This window comes from Paenibacillus sp. KACC 21273, from assembly GCF_028736095.1.
GTDB lineage: Bacteria > Bacillota > Bacilli > Paenibacillales > Paenibacillaceae > Saccharibacillus > Saccharibacillus kyungheensis.
Genome location: NZ_CP117876.1, coordinates 424,397 through 444,387, shown reverse-complemented (window position 1 = coordinate 444,387; position 19,991 = coordinate 424,397). Strand labels below are relative to the sequence as shown.

The window sequence follows — 19,991 nt, the reverse complement described above, 5'->3', positions numbered from 1 at the left end:
TTCTCCTTTTACACAGCATCGATCACGATTATCAATAGATATGATCGTCAGCGTATCTTTATGGCTATACTGATGATTTGACGTGTATCCATTCTGGCTGGACATTCAGGCAAGACTCAGCGATAGCTTTGGCAACATCCACTTTATGAATCAACCACGATTTGGCGAACTCTGGGTTCTGATTCACTTCACAGACCATATAGATATTACGGGTATGATCGTAAAATAAATCCAGTCCATAGATACCTTCTCCGATAGCATCAATTAGTTGTTTACTGATTTCTTGTATCGGTTGACTCACCTTAATGACATCAATCTCGGCTCCCAGATGCGTATTGGTCAACCAATTATCGTTGGAGACACGTTTGAAAGCAACAATCGGTTGACGATCTACAATAACGACACGAATATCATAGTTCCCTTTATCTACATATTCCTGTACCAGTACCGGTAAAGCTTTACCTTGAGGGTCAAGCGATTCTCTAGCCGAGATCCATGCATCCAACGCAAATTTACTATTGATTAAAGTTACGCCTCTTCCCCATGATGAACTGACAGGCTTAATCACAAAGCGTCCATCAAATCGTTCCAGATATTCGTATAGCTTTTCAAACGTAAACGCAATCGCAAAGTCCGGTTGCGCGATTTGGTTTTGCTTAAAAATGATGGCTTGAAAAGCTTTATTGGTACAAATTTTGATCGCTTCATACGAGTTCAATGTTTTGACTCCGGCTAACTCAATATATTGCGCCCGCTCTAACGCTTTGCTCTGCGACAAGCAACGAATAAGAGCGACATCGTAGCGCCGAATATTTTCGAGTTCTAATTGCATCGAGTCTGTACATACATCAACTTCTATTCCAGCCTGTAGCAAATAATCATAAATTCGACGCTCTTCTTCACGCATTTTGGTTACGCAAAACAGCAATTTTTTACGAGGATATGAATTTGACATTATTCACCCCAATCTTCTTCTACTTCCGGAGCAAACACTAGATTAGGTTGCTCATTGATCCATTGAAATTCATGTTCTTGCCCGCATTCCTGGCATTCTACAATTTCTCCAGTTACGGTCTGTTGATCCACTTCAACTTCGGCATTGCATGTTAAGCATTTAACTGCACTCATTGTACACTCTCCTTAATATGTTGTAGCTGTTGATTGATTTGTTTGGCCTGATCCAGTGCAATATGGTCTTGCAAGATATCATCAGGCTTATTGCCAATCCCGATAAGATGACCCTGTAGATCAAGTTCTAGAAATTCAGCAATATATTCAAATTGTTGTACTGTTGGCAACCCTTTGCGATAAGGATCATCGCCACCGACAATAATCAGAAATACTTTTTTGTGCTTAATCTTCGCTTGAAAATCCGGTACAATTCTCATGGATTCTGACCAGCGATCGATAAAAGCTTTGAGTTGAGCAGACAAACCATACCAATAAATGGGTGAACTAAAAACAACATAATCCGCTTCTAAAAAAGTAGGTAATACACGATCATAATCATCACCTAAAGGTACAAATCCTTGCTCACTATGACGCTCATCCGTGATCAATTGAATCTGATAATCACGCAAAGCGATTTCTTCAAACGGTAGATCTTGTAACAAATATTTCGCCAGTGTAGAAGCATTCCCATCTTCTCTTGAGCTTCCATCAATATGCAGAAATTTCATAATTCCCTCCTTTGTTCAGATCATCATCACAGTAATTTTATCCTTCTAATCGATACTCAAAAAGGATAAATAGGATTTCCTAATTGCGACTATTCACAGTATCTTACTATGGTATATGTTTGTCAACTATTAATACTTTTTACTTTTTTTTACTTTATTTCATTGTTAACATAAGTTATTTCGCTTTATTAATTCGGATAACAACGGTTTAAAGTCGTCTATCAATAATGATAGATTTTTTCTATAATTGCTATTTTTGTCGGTTTATCAGTGAAATTGTAAAACAAAAAACAGCCTTCTCTATAGAAGACTGTTTACCTATGGAATATTCTATAAGACGATCTAATCTTAAATTCGTTTGGATTATTTTCCTAAAAACTCCCTTGTAAAGCGAAGCCATTCGCGTGCGGCAAAGGATAAATAGCGATCTTGATGCCAGATCATGCCTAGTTGCCAGGGGATCGAGGGGTTCACCAGTGGCAAGATGTGCACATGATCGCGGCTAATCTGCTGACAGATCGTTTCTGGTAATAGGGCTACCCCTAAGCCCGCTCCCACCATTTCACTAATCAAATCCCATTGCGAACTTTCATAGATCACTTTCGGCTGGAAGCCTGCCCGTATACAAGCATCTATAATACGACCATGCAACGTAAAGTCTTCACTGAAAATAATAAATGAATCTTCTGCCAGTGCACTAAGTTCAGCGCAATCTTGCTGTGCAAACCGGTGATGATTGGGCACTAACAGATTCAACTTTTCCTCGGTAAACGAAAAATGGTTCAACACATTCTCGGTTACAGGCAATACCGTAACTCCAATATCCAGTGCGCCATTGGCTACATCTTGCTCCACTTTTTTTCCGCCATTTTCAAAAAGCTGGATTGTTACATCAGGATACAACTGATGGAACTTTCCGATAATCTGCGGAAAAAATCGTGATCCGATCATCGGTGGCAATCCGATGCGTAAATGCCCTGTTTTGAGATTGCGCAGATCGTCCAACTCGGAAGATAGATTTTGAAAAGACTTTACAATAATCCGAGCCTGATGCTGGATTACTTTGCCTGCATCGGTTAATTCCACTGTACGCCCGATCCGATTGAACAGCTTGGCGCCTAGTTCGTCTTCTAATGAACGAATCGTTTTGCTGATCGTGGGCTGTGTAATAAATAGAGCTTCTGCCGCTTTAGTAAAGCTTCCTAGTCTGGCGACTTCCATAAAATATTGCAAATGCCGAATATCCATGTCACTTTCCTCCTATAGACAGATGGAATACATTTCATGCCATATATGAATTTTACCTATGAAAGAAACAGATGTAAAATTTTCATATAAACAATCATTGGTAGTCAATTAAGAGAGAAGGTTTTATATAGATGAAGAATATCATGAAAGGAATACTTCAGGTTGCTGTGCTGATGGGATTTTCTGAACTGTTAAATGTGTTGGTACGCTGGTTGCATCTTCCTGTTCCGGGTAGCATTATCGGGATTGCTATTGTTTTTATACTGTTACAGACCAAAGTCATTAAGCTCGAATGGGTAGAACTTGGAGCGAACTGGTTGCTTGCTGAACTGTTGTTGTTCTTTATTCCTTCAGCGGTCGGTATTATGAATTATATCCCGATGTTAGAACATGATGGGGTACGGATTGTCGTTATTGTTATACTCAGCACCATATTAGTGATGGTCAGTTCAGGGTTACTTGCTGGAACGATGGCTAAGCGGAAGGAGCGTCACGCAGGATGAATACTATATTATTTTTATTACTAACATTGTTAATCTATATGGTCACCAAACGAATATATCGCCGTTTTCCACGTGTCTATCTGTCTCCATTGCTGATTACACCGCTCGTTCTGGTGATTCTTTTGCTCACTATTCATGTACCATATACAGCTTATAATCAGGGTGGACAATGGTTATCCCGGTTATTACAGCCTGCTACAATTGCTTTTGCTATTCCTTTGTACAAAAATATTCAAACCCTCAAAAAGCATGCGGTTGAGATTGTATCCAGTGTTCTGTTCGGTTCGATTGTAGCGGTGACTTCTTCTGCATTATTAGCGAAACTATTACATCTGGATAACGGTCTGATGAGCAGTATTATTCCGCGCTCGATTACAACACCGATTGCGATGAATGTGTCTCAAGCTATCGGCGGTGTTCCTACCGTAACAGCAGTATTTGTGATTATGACCGGATTGATCGGTACGATTGTAGGTCCTTTTATTGTAAAATGGTTACGAATCGATGGCGAGATTGCACGAGGAATTTTGTTCGGTACAGCAGCACATGGTACAGGAACTTCCAAAGCATTTGAGCTTAGTTCTTTAACCGGTACGATTTCTAGTATTTCGATGATTTTAGCAGCGCTGTTTACACTCGCCGCTACTCCTGTATTAATGATGATGATGCTACCTTAAAAGGTAGCTTTTTTTGTGTTTTATATGTTTATAGTGTTATATTAATGATAGAAGTTTGAATCTATGTACAGATCGGTGTATGATAACAAAGTAAAGGTTACATATTTTTTTTATATCCTTCCTGTCAATCGATAAGCAGGATAATTTCGCTCAAAATGATTCCTAATATGAAGATAAACAATTATATATTTAAATGAATGTTTATACAATAATTTCAAATTTTATATTTTACTGTGTATTTGCTTTTACATTAAAAACACTCTATTTTGTTGAATTTTGCTATGAAAAATTTTATTTTCAAGTTAGAAAATAAGCATCTTAAACTGTTTTAATGCATAATTATGTAGTTAACTAAATATCAGAACTATATTTTTTATGTTAAATTTGTTCCTTATCTGTACATTCGATGTTACTATTACTGTATGCAAATCAGTTATTAGAAAGTAAGCACACTTACTTTTCTAATTACTTTTAATTTCTCTCTCATAAATTTGACCAAGCGGAGGAACTTCTCATGAAAAAAACCGGTATGGTCCGTCAGCTGGACAGTCTAGGACGAATCGTTATTCCGAAAGAAATACGGGACACTATGGAAATTGGTGTAAGCGATCCTATGGAATTCTTTATTACAGAAAAAGAAATTATTTTTCGGAAACATAAAGGAATTCAATGTATCTTTTGCGGAACATTTGACGATCTAATCTATTACAAAGATCAATTTATTTGTGGCGATTGTACAGAACAAATGGGTGATGAATCTCAACATATCGCACTCGAAGATATGCCCAGTGCGCCAACACCTAATCGCAACTTACAATCTTCTTTACGCAAATCACGTAGTAAACGGGGGGAAATGCTGACTAAAGTGGAAGATACGATGAAAGCTAATCCAGAAGCGACGCAAAATGAATTGGCTCGTATTCTAGGTATTTCTCAAAGCCGTATCTGCCAGATCCAAAAAGAACTACGGGCAAAATAAATACCAAAACCCTCTCTGTAATCTAGAATGCAGAGAGGGTTTTTTATTGTGTTATATCGCTTATTACAAGTCTAACTACTACAAAAATGAACTGAGGATATAGATAAATAACGAGCACTTATTGCTTCACCCAGTACTGACTTCCATCATCTAACCGATCCATAAATCCATACTCAATCATATAACGGCGTAATGTAACATAATCGGCATACGAACGCTTCAGAACCGCATTCACTTCTTTTTCTGTATACTTTGTACCCGGATTGAATCCGTTCATGAGATGACGTAAAATCACAATTTTGCGCTTTTCTTTACGCGGAAACTCTGATAATGGCCCATCTAATCCTTCTTTGAAATATTGCTTCAAAATGTCCTGACTTTCTTTCTCTGTTACTGCATAACGTTCATCCACCATCGTAGCGGTGCGATGTACAGATACCAATGGAGCTGGATCATTTTGCTGTTCTTCTAACAACTCCATAATCGCTAAAAATACTTTGGCTTGTTTTGTTTTCTCCCGTAATGCAAAACGATGATTACGAATAGTCGATTTACTACCTCCGACTTCCGCTACAATTTCAGTATCTGAACGCCCTTGATAAAAAGATTGCACCATTCCACTTTGAATTTCTGTCATACCTGTCCACTTTTTATCCAGTTCTACCAAGTACGAAAACATCGACGTATGGTGTTGTTGAATATAATGTTGCATATAACGCTCTGCTTCGTAAAAGACACCTTCTTCCTGGTAAATGACTCCTTTCTCACATACCATCCCATCGATCAGACAGATAAACCGACCTAATGAATGATTATCTTCTTCTAGCACATACCCTCGCTTCAAATCGGTTAATGAAGCTCGCCAGAACCGATCTGATATTTCCTGATTTTTTTCCATTGTCTAGTCTCCTTCTAGATAAATCTTTTTTTCGTCTACGTATTACATAGATATTATATGATTACGTTTATATAAAAGCAAACATTATTTAGTTTTGTCTATATTTTTTTGTTTATATATCATCAATAATTCTAGATCATCATTCAGATCTATGTACAAAATAAAAAAGCTACCTGTATACAACGAAGGTAGCTTTGCGGGATAGATGATAAAATCATGTTAAAAGTATACTTAGGATCACCCTGAAATCTATTTGTTATTTGCCCATTCTAATATTTTTCACTGTTCGTTGTTCTAGCGAAAAATTGGAGTAGATTCTTTCTCCACCTTGACCTGTAGGCGCTTGTGGCAATAAGCCCACTTTCACTTGCTGATCGACAGGTAAATAAAAGAAGCGTACCATATCAAATCGCACTCCATCTAATGAATAATGAAAAGCAAAAGATTGTCCAACACGTGCGATCTGAAGCCATGCAGTATTGCCTTCTACATTATTTCCGTTAGCATCATCTGAGAATGTATTGGTGATTACACTGACGATAGAATGCGTATAAAAATCAGTATATTCAAAACATAATTTCGCCCAGAGATCTACATCTTGCATCACCATAATCGAAGCAGAGTCATATACATCTTGAAAATCATGTTCTACTTGAACACGCATCACAAAATCACCGGATACTTCAGTAAAAAAGAAAGGCGCATTCGTAAGCGATTCAGGCGTAATGCCTTCTTCCGATACCCCGCCATGGTTACAAAAGAAATCACTTTGTGCAGGTGCATGCAAAATCACCTTTTCTTCTTCAAAACGTATACTACTTTCATTCAGCCAATTGAAGTTGGCGAAATTGGTCTTTGGCATCGTAGTCTCCTTTTGATATGTATTGTTTTTTCATAGCATAAGATAGCATTGTCTATAGCTACTGTCACTGTATTTTTGTACACACAGCTCTTTATTCCCATGCTTATAATAACCAAAAAACACCGACACGATCATGGACGCAGATCGTGTCGGTGTTTATATACAGCAGATAAATCGAATAACAAATGAAGATGCTATATCCTAATATAGATATTAACGGGTAATGGTATTCGCTACATTGCGAGCTCTTACCGGTTTGGACAATAGATAGAATAATGCAATTCCGAAAGCAACTACGATAATTCCGCCACCTACCCAAGCATTGATAGCGATATTACCTGTATTTTTGATCAATACGCCACCCATCGCTGAACCGACAGCAATACCAATTTGTAATGCTGAGAAGTTAAAGCTTTGTTGGATATCAGAAGATTCCGGTGCATATTGGATCAAGTAACTTTGTTGAGCCGGAGCCAATGCCCAGCTTAGTGCTCCCCAGATAAACAAGGCAATCGGGAAGATATACACATATTGACTAGCCATTGGTAAAGTAAACATAATCACAGCGAACACGCTGACTACAAGCAAAATACTTTTTTTACTACCTAGACGATCTGATAATGCTCCACCGATCATCCCACCGCTTACAGCTGCAATTCCGAATACAAAGTATACGATACTGATCCAGTTCGAGTTAAGACCCATCATCGTTTCAAGGAAAGGTGTAAGGTAAGCATATAATGTATAGTGCCCTGCTAATGTAAGCATCGTTACGAGATGAGCACTAATGATTTTGATATCTTTGAGTGAAGCCAGTTGTTGCTTCAATGTCTGCATACGTTCTAAAGGAACATGATCCATAAACAGATGTACAACCACCATTGCTACTAATGTTAAAACAGCAATGGCTAAGAACAATACACGCCAGCCAAATGCTTCTTCAGCCAGTACGCCGAAAGGCAAGCCCAGTACGATCGAAGAACTAATACCCATAGAGATAATACCGATAACACGTGCCCGGTATTCGGGAGCAACGATTTTTACTGCAATCGTTAAAGACAGAGTTACGATCAGCGAACCACTTGCCGCTGTAATAATACGAGATAAGAACAAGACACCATACGTCGGGCTCCAAAAAGCAACCAGACTACCCAGTGTAAATACTAACATTGACCAGAGGTATAACTTTTTCCGTTCTACCTTAGCCGTTAATGCTAGTAATGTTGGTCCAGAGATCGCATAAACAAGCGCATAGATCATAATCAATTGCCCTGCTGTACTTACAGATACATTTAGATCGGAAGCGATCTGTGGCAATACACCACCGATAATCAATTCAATCAGACCAACAGTAAATGTAGCAATCGTCAATATTAAGACTTTGAAATTCATATCTATCTTCTCCTTTGTTCTTGATGTCAGCAAGTGACTTGCGTCTATTCCATCAGTGTCCATAGAAGTTTGAGCTCGTAAAGACGCAAAAAAATCCTGACTACAAAAGATGGGTGCGACGAGCACACTTAATTTTGTAATCAGGATTGTTCGGTTCCTGGTAGAGACCCTCAAACCATATTATTGAGGTTATACATTATACATCAATGAATTTTATTTAGTTAGGGTAAAGCTTACAAACCTATAACAACGTCTACTACTGTAATTGATTATGGAAGAAATTTCAACCCCTATTCTTTAAAATTAAGGCTTTTTTCAAGCTTTTTATGCAAAATATGATGAATAAACTTTATTTTATTGAATAAACCTGTACTTCTGGAAAATATTCGAGATTTTCCGTAAAATATAACCTTGACGATCAATTGTGCTCGTTATATGCTACATAATGAAATCGCATTCAAAAACTTATAACGTTATCGGCGTGTTACCATATAATGGGCATGAGCCAAGCAACGAATACCAGATGCTGTAGAACTTTCTACACGTTTATTATTCGTGACTTGGCTCTTTTTTGCGTGTTCGCTGTTGCTCGATGGAATAGATAAGCGAATAGGGATGTAAAGGAGGCTCACCACATTGAGTAAAGAAAGTATGTTGCTATCGATACAGCGAGTTGTCGGCAACAATATTGTGATGGCTTTTGATGAATCTACAGATATCGAATATGTATTGCTAGGTAAAGGGCTTGGTTTTGCCGCCAAAAATGAAACCACTCTTTCTACTGATGATGATCGTATTGAAAAGCGCTTCCGCTTGGAAGATCGAGAACAATTGATGAATCACCCCAGTTTTTTTGAAGATATCGACCATAAAGCGATGGAAGTCTCTGATCAGATTATCCAAATGATCGAACAGCGATTCAACAAAACATTGCATAACAAAATCTATCTGGCTTTGCCAAGTCATATCCAATTCACTGTGTATCGAGTGCGTCATCAGATGGAGATTACCAATCCTTTTCTATATGAGACTCAAGTCTGTTTTCCACAAGAATACGAAGTGGCTTTACAAGCTTTGCAGATGATCTGTAGTGCTTTTGATATTAAAATTCCTGAAGACGAAGCAGGCTTTCTCACTTATCATATCCATTCGGCTGTCAGTCATGTGCCTGTAGGACAATTGGTCAAAATGTCTACTTTACTCGGTAAATTACAAGCGATGATCGAACAGGAAAAACAGATTACTTTTCAACAAGGAAGTATGAATCAAGTCCGCTTAATGATCCATCTACGCTTTTCGTTAGAACGGATTGTACAAGGATCATTAGTAGAAAATCTTCTCATTCAGCCGATACGAGAACAGTATGCCGAAGAATATATACTGGCGAATAAAATGAAAGTGGTAATGGAAAAAGAGCTAAATGTCTCGATTCCAGAAGATGAGGTGTGCTTTTTGACGATGCATCTTTATCGGCTTTTTCGTACGTATCAGCCTTAATTTGTCAGCTTATACGATGATAAGTCGCATACTTGCACAGCGAAGATATAGAATCCTTTTCTATTTTGGTTGTGCAGTAGGTATACATGATACATCTATCATATTTATTTAAGGGGGATTACCAATGTTAGGATTTTTGCAAAAGATTGGGCGTTCTTTAATGCTTCCAGTCGCTACACTTCCAGCAGCCGCTATTTTACAAGGTCTGGGATTGTTGAATTATGAGACTGATATTCCGTTAGGGTCAACAGTCGGGGGATTTATTAATCACTATATCACTCCATTTTTGACAGCAGGAGCAGGAGCCATTTTTAGTAATCTGGCACTTATCTTTGCAATCGGGGTAGCGATCGGAATTGCTCGTGATGCAGTAGCTGCGTTATCGGCAGTGATTTCGTATCTGATCTTAGTCAAAATATTAAGTATTGTACCTACGATATTCGGTTATATTGGTGATGATGTTAAATTAGACATGGGCGTACTCGGCGGAATACTGGTCGGATTATGGTCAGCATATCTATACCAACGCTTTTACAATATCAAATTGCCTGAATGGTTAGGGTTCTTCTCAGGTAAACGTTTTGTACCGATGGTTACTGCATTTACGACTATCATTCTTGCTACATTGTTCGGAATGATCTGGAGTCCTATTCAAGACGGGATCGCGATTTTTGGTACATGGGTTGTAGGGCTTGGCGGTATTGGTGCTTTTATATTCGGTATGGCGAACCGTTTGCTCGTTCCGATCGGACTGCATCATGTATTGAACTCTATCGCTTGGTTCCAGATTGGTGATTATACTAATGCTTCTGGTGAAGTGGTACATGGCGATCTAACACGCTTTTTCGCAGGCGATCCATCAGCAGGAATGTTTATGTCTGGGTTCTTCCCGATTATGATGTTTGCTTTACCAGCGGCGGCGTTTGCAATTATTCATACTGCTCGTCCAGAAAAACGTAAAGCTGTAGCTTCGATCTTTATCGGTTCTGCAATCGCTTCGTTTTTGACAGGGATTACCGAGCCATTAGAATTTGCATTTATGTTTGTAGCACCTGGATTATATCTGGTACATGCTATTTTGACAGGTCTATCTGGTCTGGTTATGTATTTGTTAAATGTTAAATTAGGATTCGGTTTCTCAGCTGGTCTCATTGATTATCTGGTAAATATGAAATTAGCTACCCATCCACTGGTTATGATTCCTGTAGGACTTGCTTTTGCAGTTATCTACTATACATTGTTCCGCTTCTTGATCGTGAAATTCAATCTCAAAACGCCGGGTCGTGAAGATGATGAACCTGTTGCTAATCTGGAAAAAACACCTTCAGATTCGTTGACACCCACTGCGGCAATTAGTGCACAACCTGAGATTAATGCAAATGATAGCCAAGCGGCTCAAGTGTTGCATCAACTAGGAGGTTCACCGAATATCGAGAGTATCGACGCTTGTATTACTCGTCTGCGTCTGGTGGTCAAAGATGATCGTCAAGTCAATGATGCAGAACTTCGCAAGCTCGGAGCGGCTGGCATCATGCGACTCGGACAAGGCGCTGTACAGGTTATTTTCGGAACCAAATCCGATGCACTCAAAGATGAAATTAAAGACATTATGGGCGACCATTCATAAGCGTTTGAACAAGATCGTATCGTACCCATAGACTTTATAACATATAACAATAAGATATATAACAAAAAGCAGATATTCTCTTTTATAAGAGTATCTGCTTTTTATTATGGATAATTGAAAGTCTCTGTCCAAAATCGGGTAATAGAGAGTTACTTATCTATACAAAGGAGTTCTTAGTATGCCTGAGAAATTTGATTATACGTTAGACTATACGAAGCTAGATCTACGCAAACAGCCTGAATTATATCGAGTCGGTAAAGGCGAGCAAGGTGTCTTAATGGTTGAGCCCTACAAAGGTGAAATCTTACCGCACTGGCGCTTCAAAACGCCTGAGATTGCTACCGAATCGTCCGAGAAAATCTATGCGATGTTTCTCGAATACAAAGAAAAAGACGATTTTATCGGGATGGATATGGCTCGTAAATTTCTACAAATGGGTTATACCCGCGCACGTCGTTACACCAATCACAAAGGTGGTCGCAAATATGATGAGAACGGTGAGATTCTTCCTTATACCGATGATCCGATCAAAGCCGAAGCCGCTCGCATTTTCAAAGTGAAATGGGATGAAGCCAAAGTCGATCCCGATTATATCCGTATGAAAAAAGAACATCAGCAGAAATACGGCTGATGTTCTTCTAATCGTTCATGATATGATGGAGTATAATTTCACACTAAAGGAAGCTGATTTTGTTGAAAATCAATGAATTGTCTAAGCGTCTGGGTATCTCAACACGCACGATCCGCTTTTACGAACAACATGGTCTATTGCCTTCAGTCCAGCGTGAACACAATCAGTATCGTATCTTCGGAGAAGAAGATATCTGGCGCTTACAGACGATTATAGCGCTTCGTGAAGCAGGTATGGCGATCAAAGAGATCAAGCAAGCGTTGGAACCACAAGGATTACCAGATAGTCAGCGTCTGCGTTATTATCTGGAATTACAGCGTTCACTACTCACAACACAATGGCTGGAAATGAAACGCATGGCAGAAACGACCGAGCAAATGATACATCTATTACAGACCCAGCAGACTTTGCCCATTCAAGAGATTTATCATCTGGCAGATCAAGCCAAACATTTACGTGAATTGCGCCAGAACTGGCAAGACCAGTGGGACTTCGATCAGCGTGCGATTACTCATGACCAGGATGTGCATACTCGTCGTGAAGAATATCCTCATTATGAGCAAGCACTGACCTCTACAGCAACATTTATTCATGCTACAGCCGGTGAACATGGACTTGATCTCGGCATTGGTACAGGTAATCTAGCTGGCAAATTAGTAGCATCAGGTGTGCATATGTCTGGTGTCGATCAATCACAGGAAATGCTCAAGCAGTGCCAGCACAAATTCCCGATGATCGAGACAAGGATAGGCAATATGCTAGCGATTCCTTATCCAGATGATCATTTCCATTTTGTCGTATCTAGCTTTACATTTAGACATTTGAATCAACAACAACAATTGTTAGCACTGACCGAGATTCATCGTGTACTCAAGCCACATGGACGACTTTGTTTGACAGACCGTCTGATTGTAGATCAAGCGGTTGTAGAAAATTCATTAATTGATTTATCTGCTAATGATCTTGAACATCAATCTGCTTATCACCATCAATGGCAACATCCTGCTTTGCAACAGTGGTTTGAAGAACATGGTTATATCACTAAATATCATACGATTGAGCAAGAAGTGGGCTGTGTGCTGGCGGTTTCTTTACATTAAGAAAGCATATCTGCCATATCAGTCGCCGCATCGCCGATTAATTTCAGTCCAAATGTCGATTGCAATACTTCCATCACACCGTCTGAAATAAATTCAGGTGGCTTCGGTCCAATCCGAATATCTTGAATTCCTAGACTGAATAAGCCAAGTAAAATCGCTACTGCTTTTTGTTCAAACCATGATAATACAATACTGACAGGCAATTCAGCCATCGTACAACCGAATGCTTCAGCAAGTGCCATCGCTATTTTGACAGTGGAACCTGAATTATTACATTGCCCCAAGTCCATATAACGAGGAATGTCTGTGCCAGGTACTGTGCCATAATCAACATCGTTAAAGCGGAATTTACCACAAGAAGTGGTTAAGATGACGGTGTCTTGCGGAAGTGAGGTTGCAAGTTCACGATAATAATCTCCACCTTTGCCCGGTGCATCACAACCTGCGATCACGAAGAAATGACGAATCTTTTTACTTTGAACAGCTTCAATAATCTCCGGTGCTAATCCTAGTACATTCGCATGATGATAGCCTGTGGTCATAACAGCATCAGATTGCATATGTGCTTCAGGTAAAGATAATGCTCTGGCGATCACTTCGCTAAAGTCCTCGGTCTCTATCTTAGTAACCCCTTCTAACCCTGTCACTCCATAAGTGAAAAAGCGATCTGCATAACTACCTTTAATAGGCATTACACAATTGGTTGTCGCTAAAATAGCTCCGGGGAAATTTTCAAATAAACGGCGCTGATCATACCATGCTTTACCGATATTGCCTTTAAGATGAGTATACTTTTTGAGATGAGGGTAACCATGTGCAGGCAACATTTCCGAGTGAGTATAGATATTGATGCCCAGTCCTTCGGTCTGTTGTAATAAAGCTTCTAAAGCAAATAGATTATGTCCTGTCACAACGATACATTTGCCTTCTACTTGATTCGAACTGACTGTCACTGGCTGAGGAATCCCAAAGCGATCGGTATGTGCTTGATCCAGTGTATCCATAATATGAAGAGTCGCTTGTCCGACTTGCAACGCCATCTCGATATGTTCTTGTATATTAAAGTTGGAATTGGTTAACGTTAAATACAATGCTTCATGGGTGATGCGGTCAACTTCTGGATGAGTATATCCTAATTGACGAGCATGTGTAGCGTAAGCCGCTACCCCTTTGAGTCCAAAAATAATCGTATCTTGCAGACTGGCTACCGTCTCATTTTTCCCGCATACGCCGATCACTTTGCAACCACCTGCTGGTGTCTGTTCACATTGATAACAAAACATGATGTGTATCCCCCTTAGTTGTATGTTTCTTTGATTCAAGCATAGACGGATACTCAAAGAGGCAGGGTGATTGTAATCACTTTTTGCAAAATAATCATCAGATGTGACCAAGTGTATACCTACATAAAAATAGAATACAAAAAAACCGTTTTAGCACTTTCTACAGAGTGTAGAAAAAGTACTAAAACGGTTTGTACGATATTGTTATCTTTTACCGATCCATCTTAATAATGATATTATACCGATGCAACAGCCGGAACATTGTCTAATGATTCCGGTTCATCATGCTGAATAAGAGAATGTTTCTCCCATGCTCTGCTCTTCCAGCGGAAGTACATAATAACAGCACGTACCCATTCATCTGCCGCAATCGCTAACCAGATGCCTGCAAGCCCTAGATTCATTTTGAAAACAAATAGATATCCAAGTGGCAAGCTCATGCAGACCATCGAGATCAATCCCATATAGACAGGGAACTTGGCATCTCCTGATGCACGAAGCGAGTTAATAATAACGATATTACAGGTTCGTCCGGTCTCCAGTAAGAAGCTGAGCAATATGACCTGCGATGCCATTCGAATAATTTCAGGATTATCTGTGAACATACCGATCAATGGCACGCGGAAAATGATAATCAAAATATCCATCACCAGTGTAGCCGCCATCGCCCATTTCACACTGGACCATACCCGTTTGTACGCTTGGTCTTTCAGATTCGCTCCAACAAGACGACCGACAATAATCGCTGTTCCCATTCCAATCGCAATACTGAATAGATAGATAAAGGTCGAGATATTGTTAGCATACTGACGGGAAGCCATTGCTTCACTACCTAGATACGTTACATAGAATACAAATACCAACTGACATAATTGGTAGGTTACTTGTTCTACCGCAGAAGGTACACCGATTTTCAAAATTTGCATAATATATTTCTTGGTCATACGGAAGTAATCTTTAATCTGAATACGTACTTCCATCACACGATACAATAACCAGAAGAAAATCACTGCACAGATTAGACGACTGACAATCGTAGAGATCGCTGCACCTTGTACACCCATTTGTGGCAGACCCCAGTGACCGAAGATCAACAAGTAGTTACCTACAACGTGAATCACGTTCATAAATACCGATACAAACATCGTTTCTTTCGTAAATCCATACGTACGAATCACTGCTGCTAATGTGTTGATCAACGCTTGTAAGAAAATCGCTCCACCAACAATCGCTATATAACTTTCAGCAAGTGCAAGAATCTCACCTTGCAAATGCATTTTCTCCATTAAATGTCCGCCCAACAAAAGGAATGTACCACTGAGCAACAATCCTACTGTTAAATTAAGCGTAATCGCTACTGCTGTAATACGACTAGCTTCTAACACTTTACGAGAACCTATATATTGTGCGACAACGATTGCTGCTCCGTTCCCGATCACTTCCAATACCAGTATTGCAATCGAGATAACCTGATTGGATGTTCCAACAGCAGCGACTGCATTATCCGATACATCACTTAACATTAAAGTATCAACAATTCCCATTAACATAAACAGAAATACTTCTAAAAAGATCGGCCATGTTAACCGGAAAAGATTAAATTGTTTGTTAATTACTGCGTTGCTTTCATTGGTAGATGTCATAGCGCTCATGAAATCACCTTCCTTTTGTTCGTATTCGGGTGTTACTTATACAGGCTATCAGCCTGTTTATTTTCACGTTTTTACATAACGTTTTTCAAACAATTCCGACGGGTTCCTCTTAAACTCTTGGTATCTTAGCACACTATTTTTGCGAATGCACTACCTATTTTGAAATTTTCTGAAAATTTTACATGTTTTTTGATTCTAATTTGCTCAAAGTGGGTATTGTGAAGCTTTTCTCATGAAAAGGTATGATTTTCAATCATTTTACAGTATCGTTTTCACGCTATGATCAACAAAAAAGCATACGATGCCTTGAATAATAACAAGGTCGTATGCTTGATTAGTTGTTTCTATTATTGTTGTACTAAAGTGACGCGAATCTGATTGTAACCTGGAGCTACCGAACGTGGATTGCCTTGAATAGAAACGCCAAATGCATCATCTTTGGTGCCAACCAGACTAAGTGCATCCGGTTGAATACGGTTATTGGATTCCACTACACCTTGCGCACCATAATAAGCTTGATATGCTTTTCCAAGTGTAACGAGATCCATTTGAGTTGCATAGATCATTAACAATTGCTTTTTATCGCCTGCTACCGATTCTCGTAAGCTAATCGATGTCGCATCGGATGGGAAAGGGAAATCCAGTGGCAAATATTTGGTCGTAATCAACGGTGTGTTCACTATGCTCAGTGATGGATTCACAGGTACAATATTAGTTACTACTTCTGGAGCTGTGCCTGCGGCATCAATACGACCGCTATCATTCGGATTCAATGTTTCTATAGCAGGTGGCGGTGTGGTAGCAGATGGTGTAGATGTATTGATACTAGCTTTATCGGTTACGGTTGGAGTCGTCGTGGCAGTATTGGGAGTCGTTGAAGTACTGTTTGAAGTGCCTGTTGAAGTGCTAGCAGGTTTGCTATTGGCACTAGCGCTAGACTTGGGTGTGATCAAAATTTTGTTGTTACTTGAATCATAATTCACATCTGTATTTAATGCTTCACTGATTGAACGCACTGGTAAATAAGTCGTTCCTTGATACACAATCGGAGACAGCGATTCTCCATTGGGTCCGGTCGGCTTATACGCTTTACCACTGATTTCAATATTAAGATTATGATTAAGCGAAGCTGTAATACTTTCGAGTGTAGAACTTGCATAGACGCCAGCTGATCCTGTTAATGCCATAGCCGCTATATAAATAGGAATAATCCACTTCTTTTTAGACATAATTGTTCCCCTCCTGCTGATTACTAATGAAGTTAGTATTAGTAATATCGGTCAGCGGAAGAGAAACAATTATATGTTATAACTGGATTAAAATAGTTTTTATTAATATTATAGTTTCCAGATACTTTGGAGACGATACACGGTTACATTTATGATTTTGATTTCTCCATTTTTGCTATACAAACGCATACCGGTATCCTGTGAATCTGGCAAAATCAGATCAGAAAAAACAACCTGACCATCATTGGCAAATACTTCAACCGAAGAAGCATCGACAAAGATACGTAATTGGACTCGGCGATTGATCGGTTGTAGGATTGCAGATTGCCTTTTCGAAAATAATTCAGCAAAGCTGGTATTGCCTGACAACGATCGATCGATAAATAATGACTGTTCTGCACTGTTATAGCCGATATCTGTTTTGTGATTATTGCCTTTACGCACTTCAAATCCCCAAGCTTGTGCAGGATAGGTTGCTGGTAATTCGATTTCGGCTTCAATCTCATAACTGCCTGCTTGCAGATCAGCCAACACATTAGGCGACTGCTCTGAGATCACTTGATTCGTAATCGTCCGTAAAGGTGTTCGTAACGAAGATAGTTCAGTCAGTGGTTTTTGGAATAAACGTAAGCCTTTTGCTGTATTGCGTAACGATAATTCTCGTGGAATCGTCATTTCACCTTTCCATGCTGTTGTTGGAAAAGCAAATGGATAATCCCAATTGGTCATCCACGCCATCGTTATCCGTCGTCCATCCGGCACATGAGCAAATGACATTGCTGCATAAAACTCTTTTCCCCAGTCTACTTTTAAGACTTTACCAGCTGGATTGCTATTGATAAATGTACCCGCAGGAGTGAGATCGCCGATAAAGTATTCTGCATCTGAACCTGCTGTTTGCGGATTGGCTCCTGTGCTGATCATCAACACCCATTTGATATGCCCTTGATCGTCTGGTAAAGGAAATAGATCCGGGCATTCCCATACTCCGCCTCGGATATAATCGCCATAGCCAAAATTATCTGTCCATGTCCAATCGACCAAATTGGTTGAAGTAAAAAAGCGAATATGATCTCCGCCAGAAACGACCATCACCCAGCGTTGATTAGCTTCGTCTCTTACTACTTTAGGATCACGGAAGTCCCATCCACCAGCTTCAGTAGACGTATGACCTGGATTTTGGATAACGATCGGATGGTCTTGTGAATATTGCCATGTGCGTCCTTTATCTGTGCTGTAAGCTAATCCTATTTTCTGATTGCCATTAGGCGCATCAGGATCATAAGAAGTGTAGTAAGCAATCAATCCTTTGCCACCCGAAGAACCAAATAGACCGGAGGCATTCGTAGTATCAGCGATAGCCGATCCTGACCAGATATGCCCTAGATCGTTCCATTTTAGAGCAAACGGAAGCCTTTTCCAGTGAACAAGATCTGTGCTTACCGAATGTCCCCATTGTCCTCCATCTTGATAAAACAAATGATATTCGCCTTCAAAATACACCATTCCATTTGGATCGCTGATCCAGTTACGTGAAGCAGAATAATGATATTGTGGACGATATTGTTCCGTGTAATAATCTGCTGGTGCTGTAACAAACACATCTTGAAAAATAATCTGACCGCCTTGCGCAATCATACCGGTATACCCTTGGGTGTAATTGTTGTCTGTTACTGTAATAGCGGCTGGTGTGTATCCATCGACAAAAATCTGAATACGATTTTGGATCATTCGAATTTCTAGATGATGATTACTGCTGAGCTGATGCATATAATTTTGAGCAGATTTGGCGATCAGTGTTCCATCTCTTTTTCTCAACTCGACACTGATAGTATTGCCTTGATTGCGTAGATAAGCGATATAACCTGTAGTCGCTTTATCGTTAGCATGGAAAATCAGACCTGCTGTACTGCCCTGTCCATTGTCTGCAAACGAAATATCTGCTTCGGCGATCAGATCGGTTGAACGCAGATTGTATACTTTTATAGACTCTTGCATTGCAGTGACAATCTTTCCAGAGATATGAGGCATCCATATCCCTGTAGTCAGTAGAGGGGTTTTTAGATTGGTATTGAGGTCGCTAAGAATAACATTTTGAAAATTTACACTTCCATCCCATACATGCAAGCCCAAATACCCTGAATGATAAGTGGTATCTGTTACTTGCATGACAGGACGATACTGCTTATCCCAATAGACGCTTAACTGAGAGCCACTGGCTTTGACTTTCAAATGATAGGTCTGCCCAGCTTGAACATCAACATCATATGACTGTTGCAAAGTACTATTCGTTCCTGAAGCATCTCGAAGCTGAATCTGCCCGGATGTTGGCTTAATCTGTAACCAGTAACCAGCTCCCCCTTCAGCATCAGAGCGAAAAACAAGTGAAGCATCTGTCTGCATATCTTGAATAGTCACATCGGCTTCATAGACAAAATCAGCCGATAATGTCGCTGATATCGCACTGACATTTTCTTTGGTATCTGAAGTTAATACGATCCCTGCTGTACTGTCTCTCATCGTTCCTTTTCCTTTGATCATCCATGAGGAGATATTGGTTTTGGCCTGGGTAATAGTCGTTACTGCACTACTTGATACAAGAGTAGCCTCTGGTGTTGCTGTCGCCTGTGCAGAAGTTATCCCTACCAGACTGAGACTGCATAATATCAGCATGATGACCGCTATCAATCTATACGTGAAGATAGATAAGATACCTGTATGCTTCATCTGTTCT

At 39.7% G+C, this 19,991-nt stretch carries 18 protein-coding genes and 1 riboswitch; of the genes, 7 read left to right on the top strand and 11 right to left on the bottom strand.

Annotated features, from left to right (window positions below; all coding sequences use genetic code 11):
- Positions 1 to 64: 64 nt before the first annotated feature.
- From PQ460_RS02000 to cidR, 4 genes are all read right to left on the bottom strand, one after another.
- The gene (locus PQ460_RS02000) at positions 65 to 955 is read right to left on the bottom strand and encodes an ATP-grasp domain-containing protein (RefSeq protein ID WP_273613947.1); all 891 of its coding nucleotides are present in this window, start codon (positions 953 to 955) and stop codon (positions 65 to 67) included.
- Positions 955 to 1,128: a lysine biosynthesis protein LysW gene (locus tag PQ460_RS01995; RefSeq protein WP_274171614.1), complete on the bottom strand. Its 174-nt coding sequence runs from the start codon at positions 1,126 to 1,128 to the stop codon at positions 955 to 957. Before PQ460_RS01995 ends, PQ460_RS02000 begins: the two co-directional genes overlap by 1 nt.
- Positions 1,125 to 1,679, bottom strand: a complete 555-nt coding sequence (locus PQ460_RS01990; RefSeq protein WP_274171613.1) for a flavodoxin family protein — start codon at positions 1,677 to 1,679, stop codon at positions 1,125 to 1,127. The genes PQ460_RS01995 and PQ460_RS01990 overlap by 4 nt, the downstream gene beginning before the upstream one ends.
- A 363-nt stretch (positions 1,680 to 2,042) precedes the next feature.
- Entirely contained in the window at positions 2,043 to 2,927 is an 885-nt protein-coding gene (gene cidR, locus PQ460_RS01985; RefSeq protein ID WP_273613950.1) for a cidABC operon transcriptional activator CidR, read from the bottom strand.
- 131 nt (positions 2,928 to 3,058) lie between these two features.
- Here cidR and PQ460_RS01980 point away from each other — a divergent pair, with 131 nt between their 5' ends.
- From PQ460_RS01980 to PQ460_RS01970, 3 genes are all read left to right on the top strand, one after another.
- Complete coding sequence (locus PQ460_RS01980; protein ID WP_273613951.1) at positions 3,059 to 3,430, top strand: CidA/LrgA family protein; 372 nt, start codon at positions 3,059 to 3,061, stop codon at positions 3,428 to 3,430.
- The gene (locus PQ460_RS01975; protein WP_274171612.1) at positions 3,427 to 4,107 is read left to right on the top strand and encodes a CidB/LrgB family autolysis modulator; all 681 of its coding nucleotides are present in this window, start codon (positions 3,427 to 3,429) and stop codon (positions 4,105 to 4,107) included. Before PQ460_RS01980 ends, PQ460_RS01975 begins: the two co-directional genes overlap by 4 nt.
- A 514-nt stretch (positions 4,108 to 4,621) precedes the next feature.
- Complete coding sequence (locus tag PQ460_RS01970; protein WP_273613952.1) at positions 4,622 to 5,086, top strand: AbrB/MazE/SpoVT family DNA-binding domain-containing protein; 465 nt, start codon at positions 4,622 to 4,624, stop codon at positions 5,084 to 5,086.
- 118 nt (positions 5,087 to 5,204) lie between these two features.
- Here the strand turns inward: PQ460_RS01970 and PQ460_RS01965 are convergent, their stop codons facing one another.
- The 3 genes from PQ460_RS01965 to PQ460_RS01955 form a co-directional block, all read right to left on the bottom strand.
- Positions 5,205 to 5,984, bottom strand: a complete 780-nt coding sequence (locus PQ460_RS01965; RefSeq protein ID WP_274171611.1) for a DUF2087 domain-containing protein — start codon at positions 5,982 to 5,984, stop codon at positions 5,205 to 5,207.
- A 256-nt stretch (positions 5,985 to 6,240) separates the two neighbouring features.
- A complete protein-coding gene (locus tag PQ460_RS01960) occupies positions 6,241 to 6,846 on the bottom strand; it encodes a DUF1349 domain-containing protein (protein ID WP_274171610.1) in 606 nt (201 codons plus the stop codon).
- Between the two features lie 213 nt (positions 6,847 to 7,059).
- Complete coding sequence (locus tag PQ460_RS01955; RefSeq protein ID WP_273613955.1) at positions 7,060 to 8,238, bottom strand: MFS transporter; 1,179 nt, start codon at positions 8,236 to 8,238, stop codon at positions 7,060 to 7,062.
- A gap of 117 nt (positions 8,239 to 8,355) precedes the next feature.
- Positions 8,356 to 8,455: riboswitch (purine riboswitch) on the bottom strand.
- A 419-nt stretch (positions 8,456 to 8,874) separates the two neighbouring features.
- Here PQ460_RS01955 and PQ460_RS01950 point away from each other — a divergent pair.
- The 4 genes from PQ460_RS01950 to PQ460_RS01935 all read left to right on the top strand — a co-directional run bounded on the left by PQ460_RS01950 (position 8,875) and on the right by PQ460_RS01935 (position 13,093).
- Positions 8,875 to 9,735, top strand: a complete 861-nt coding sequence (locus tag PQ460_RS01950) for a BglG family transcription antiterminator (protein ID WP_274171607.1) — start codon at positions 8,875 to 8,877, stop codon at positions 9,733 to 9,735.
- A 124-nt stretch (positions 9,736 to 9,859) separates the two neighbouring features.
- Positions 9,860 to 11,362 (top strand): N-acetylglucosamine-specific PTS transporter subunit IIBC, encoded by a 1,503-nt coding sequence (gene nagE / locus PQ460_RS01945; RefSeq protein ID WP_274171605.1) that lies wholly within the window; start codon positions 9,860 to 9,862, stop codon positions 11,360 to 11,362.
- 178 nt (positions 11,363 to 11,540) lie between these two features.
- Positions 11,541 to 11,993 carry a DUF4385 domain-containing protein gene (locus tag PQ460_RS01940; protein ID WP_204826092.1) on the top strand — a complete coding sequence of 151 codons (453 nt, stop codon included), beginning with the start codon at positions 11,541 to 11,543 and terminating at the stop codon, positions 11,991 to 11,993.
- Between the two features lie 59 nt (positions 11,994 to 12,052).
- Positions 12,053 to 13,093, top strand: a complete 1,041-nt coding sequence (locus PQ460_RS01935) for a MerR family transcriptional regulator (RefSeq protein ID WP_274171602.1) — start codon at positions 12,053 to 12,055, stop codon at positions 13,091 to 13,093.
- On the opposite strand, the gene hcp is transcribed toward PQ460_RS01935, so the two are convergent.
- The 4 genes from hcp to PQ460_RS01915 all read right to left on the bottom strand — a co-directional run bounded on the left by hcp (position 13,090) and on the right by PQ460_RS01915 (position 19,984).
- Positions 13,090 to 14,376 carry a hydroxylamine reductase gene (gene hcp, locus PQ460_RS01930; protein ID WP_274171600.1) on the bottom strand — a complete coding sequence of 429 codons (1,287 nt, stop codon included), beginning with the start codon at positions 14,374 to 14,376 and terminating at the stop codon, positions 13,090 to 13,092. The genes PQ460_RS01935 and hcp overlap by 4 nt on opposite strands.
- 236 nt (positions 14,377 to 14,612) lie before the next feature.
- A complete protein-coding gene (locus tag PQ460_RS01925; RefSeq protein WP_273613960.1) occupies positions 14,613 to 16,028 on the bottom strand; it encodes an MATE family efflux transporter in 1,416 nt (471 codons plus the stop codon).
- Positions 16,029 to 16,375: 347 nt separating this feature from the next.
- On the bottom strand, positions 16,376 to 17,257 hold the full coding sequence (locus PQ460_RS01920) for a stalk domain-containing protein (RefSeq protein WP_274171598.1): 882 nt from the start codon (positions 17,255 to 17,257) through the stop codon (positions 16,376 to 16,378).
- A gap of 108 nt (positions 17,258 to 17,365) precedes the next feature.
- Complete coding sequence (locus tag PQ460_RS01915) at positions 17,366 to 19,984, bottom strand: glycoside hydrolase family 32 protein (RefSeq protein WP_274171596.1); 2,619 nt, start codon at positions 19,982 to 19,984, stop codon at positions 17,366 to 17,368.
- Positions 19,985 to 19,991 lie beyond the last annotated feature (7 nt).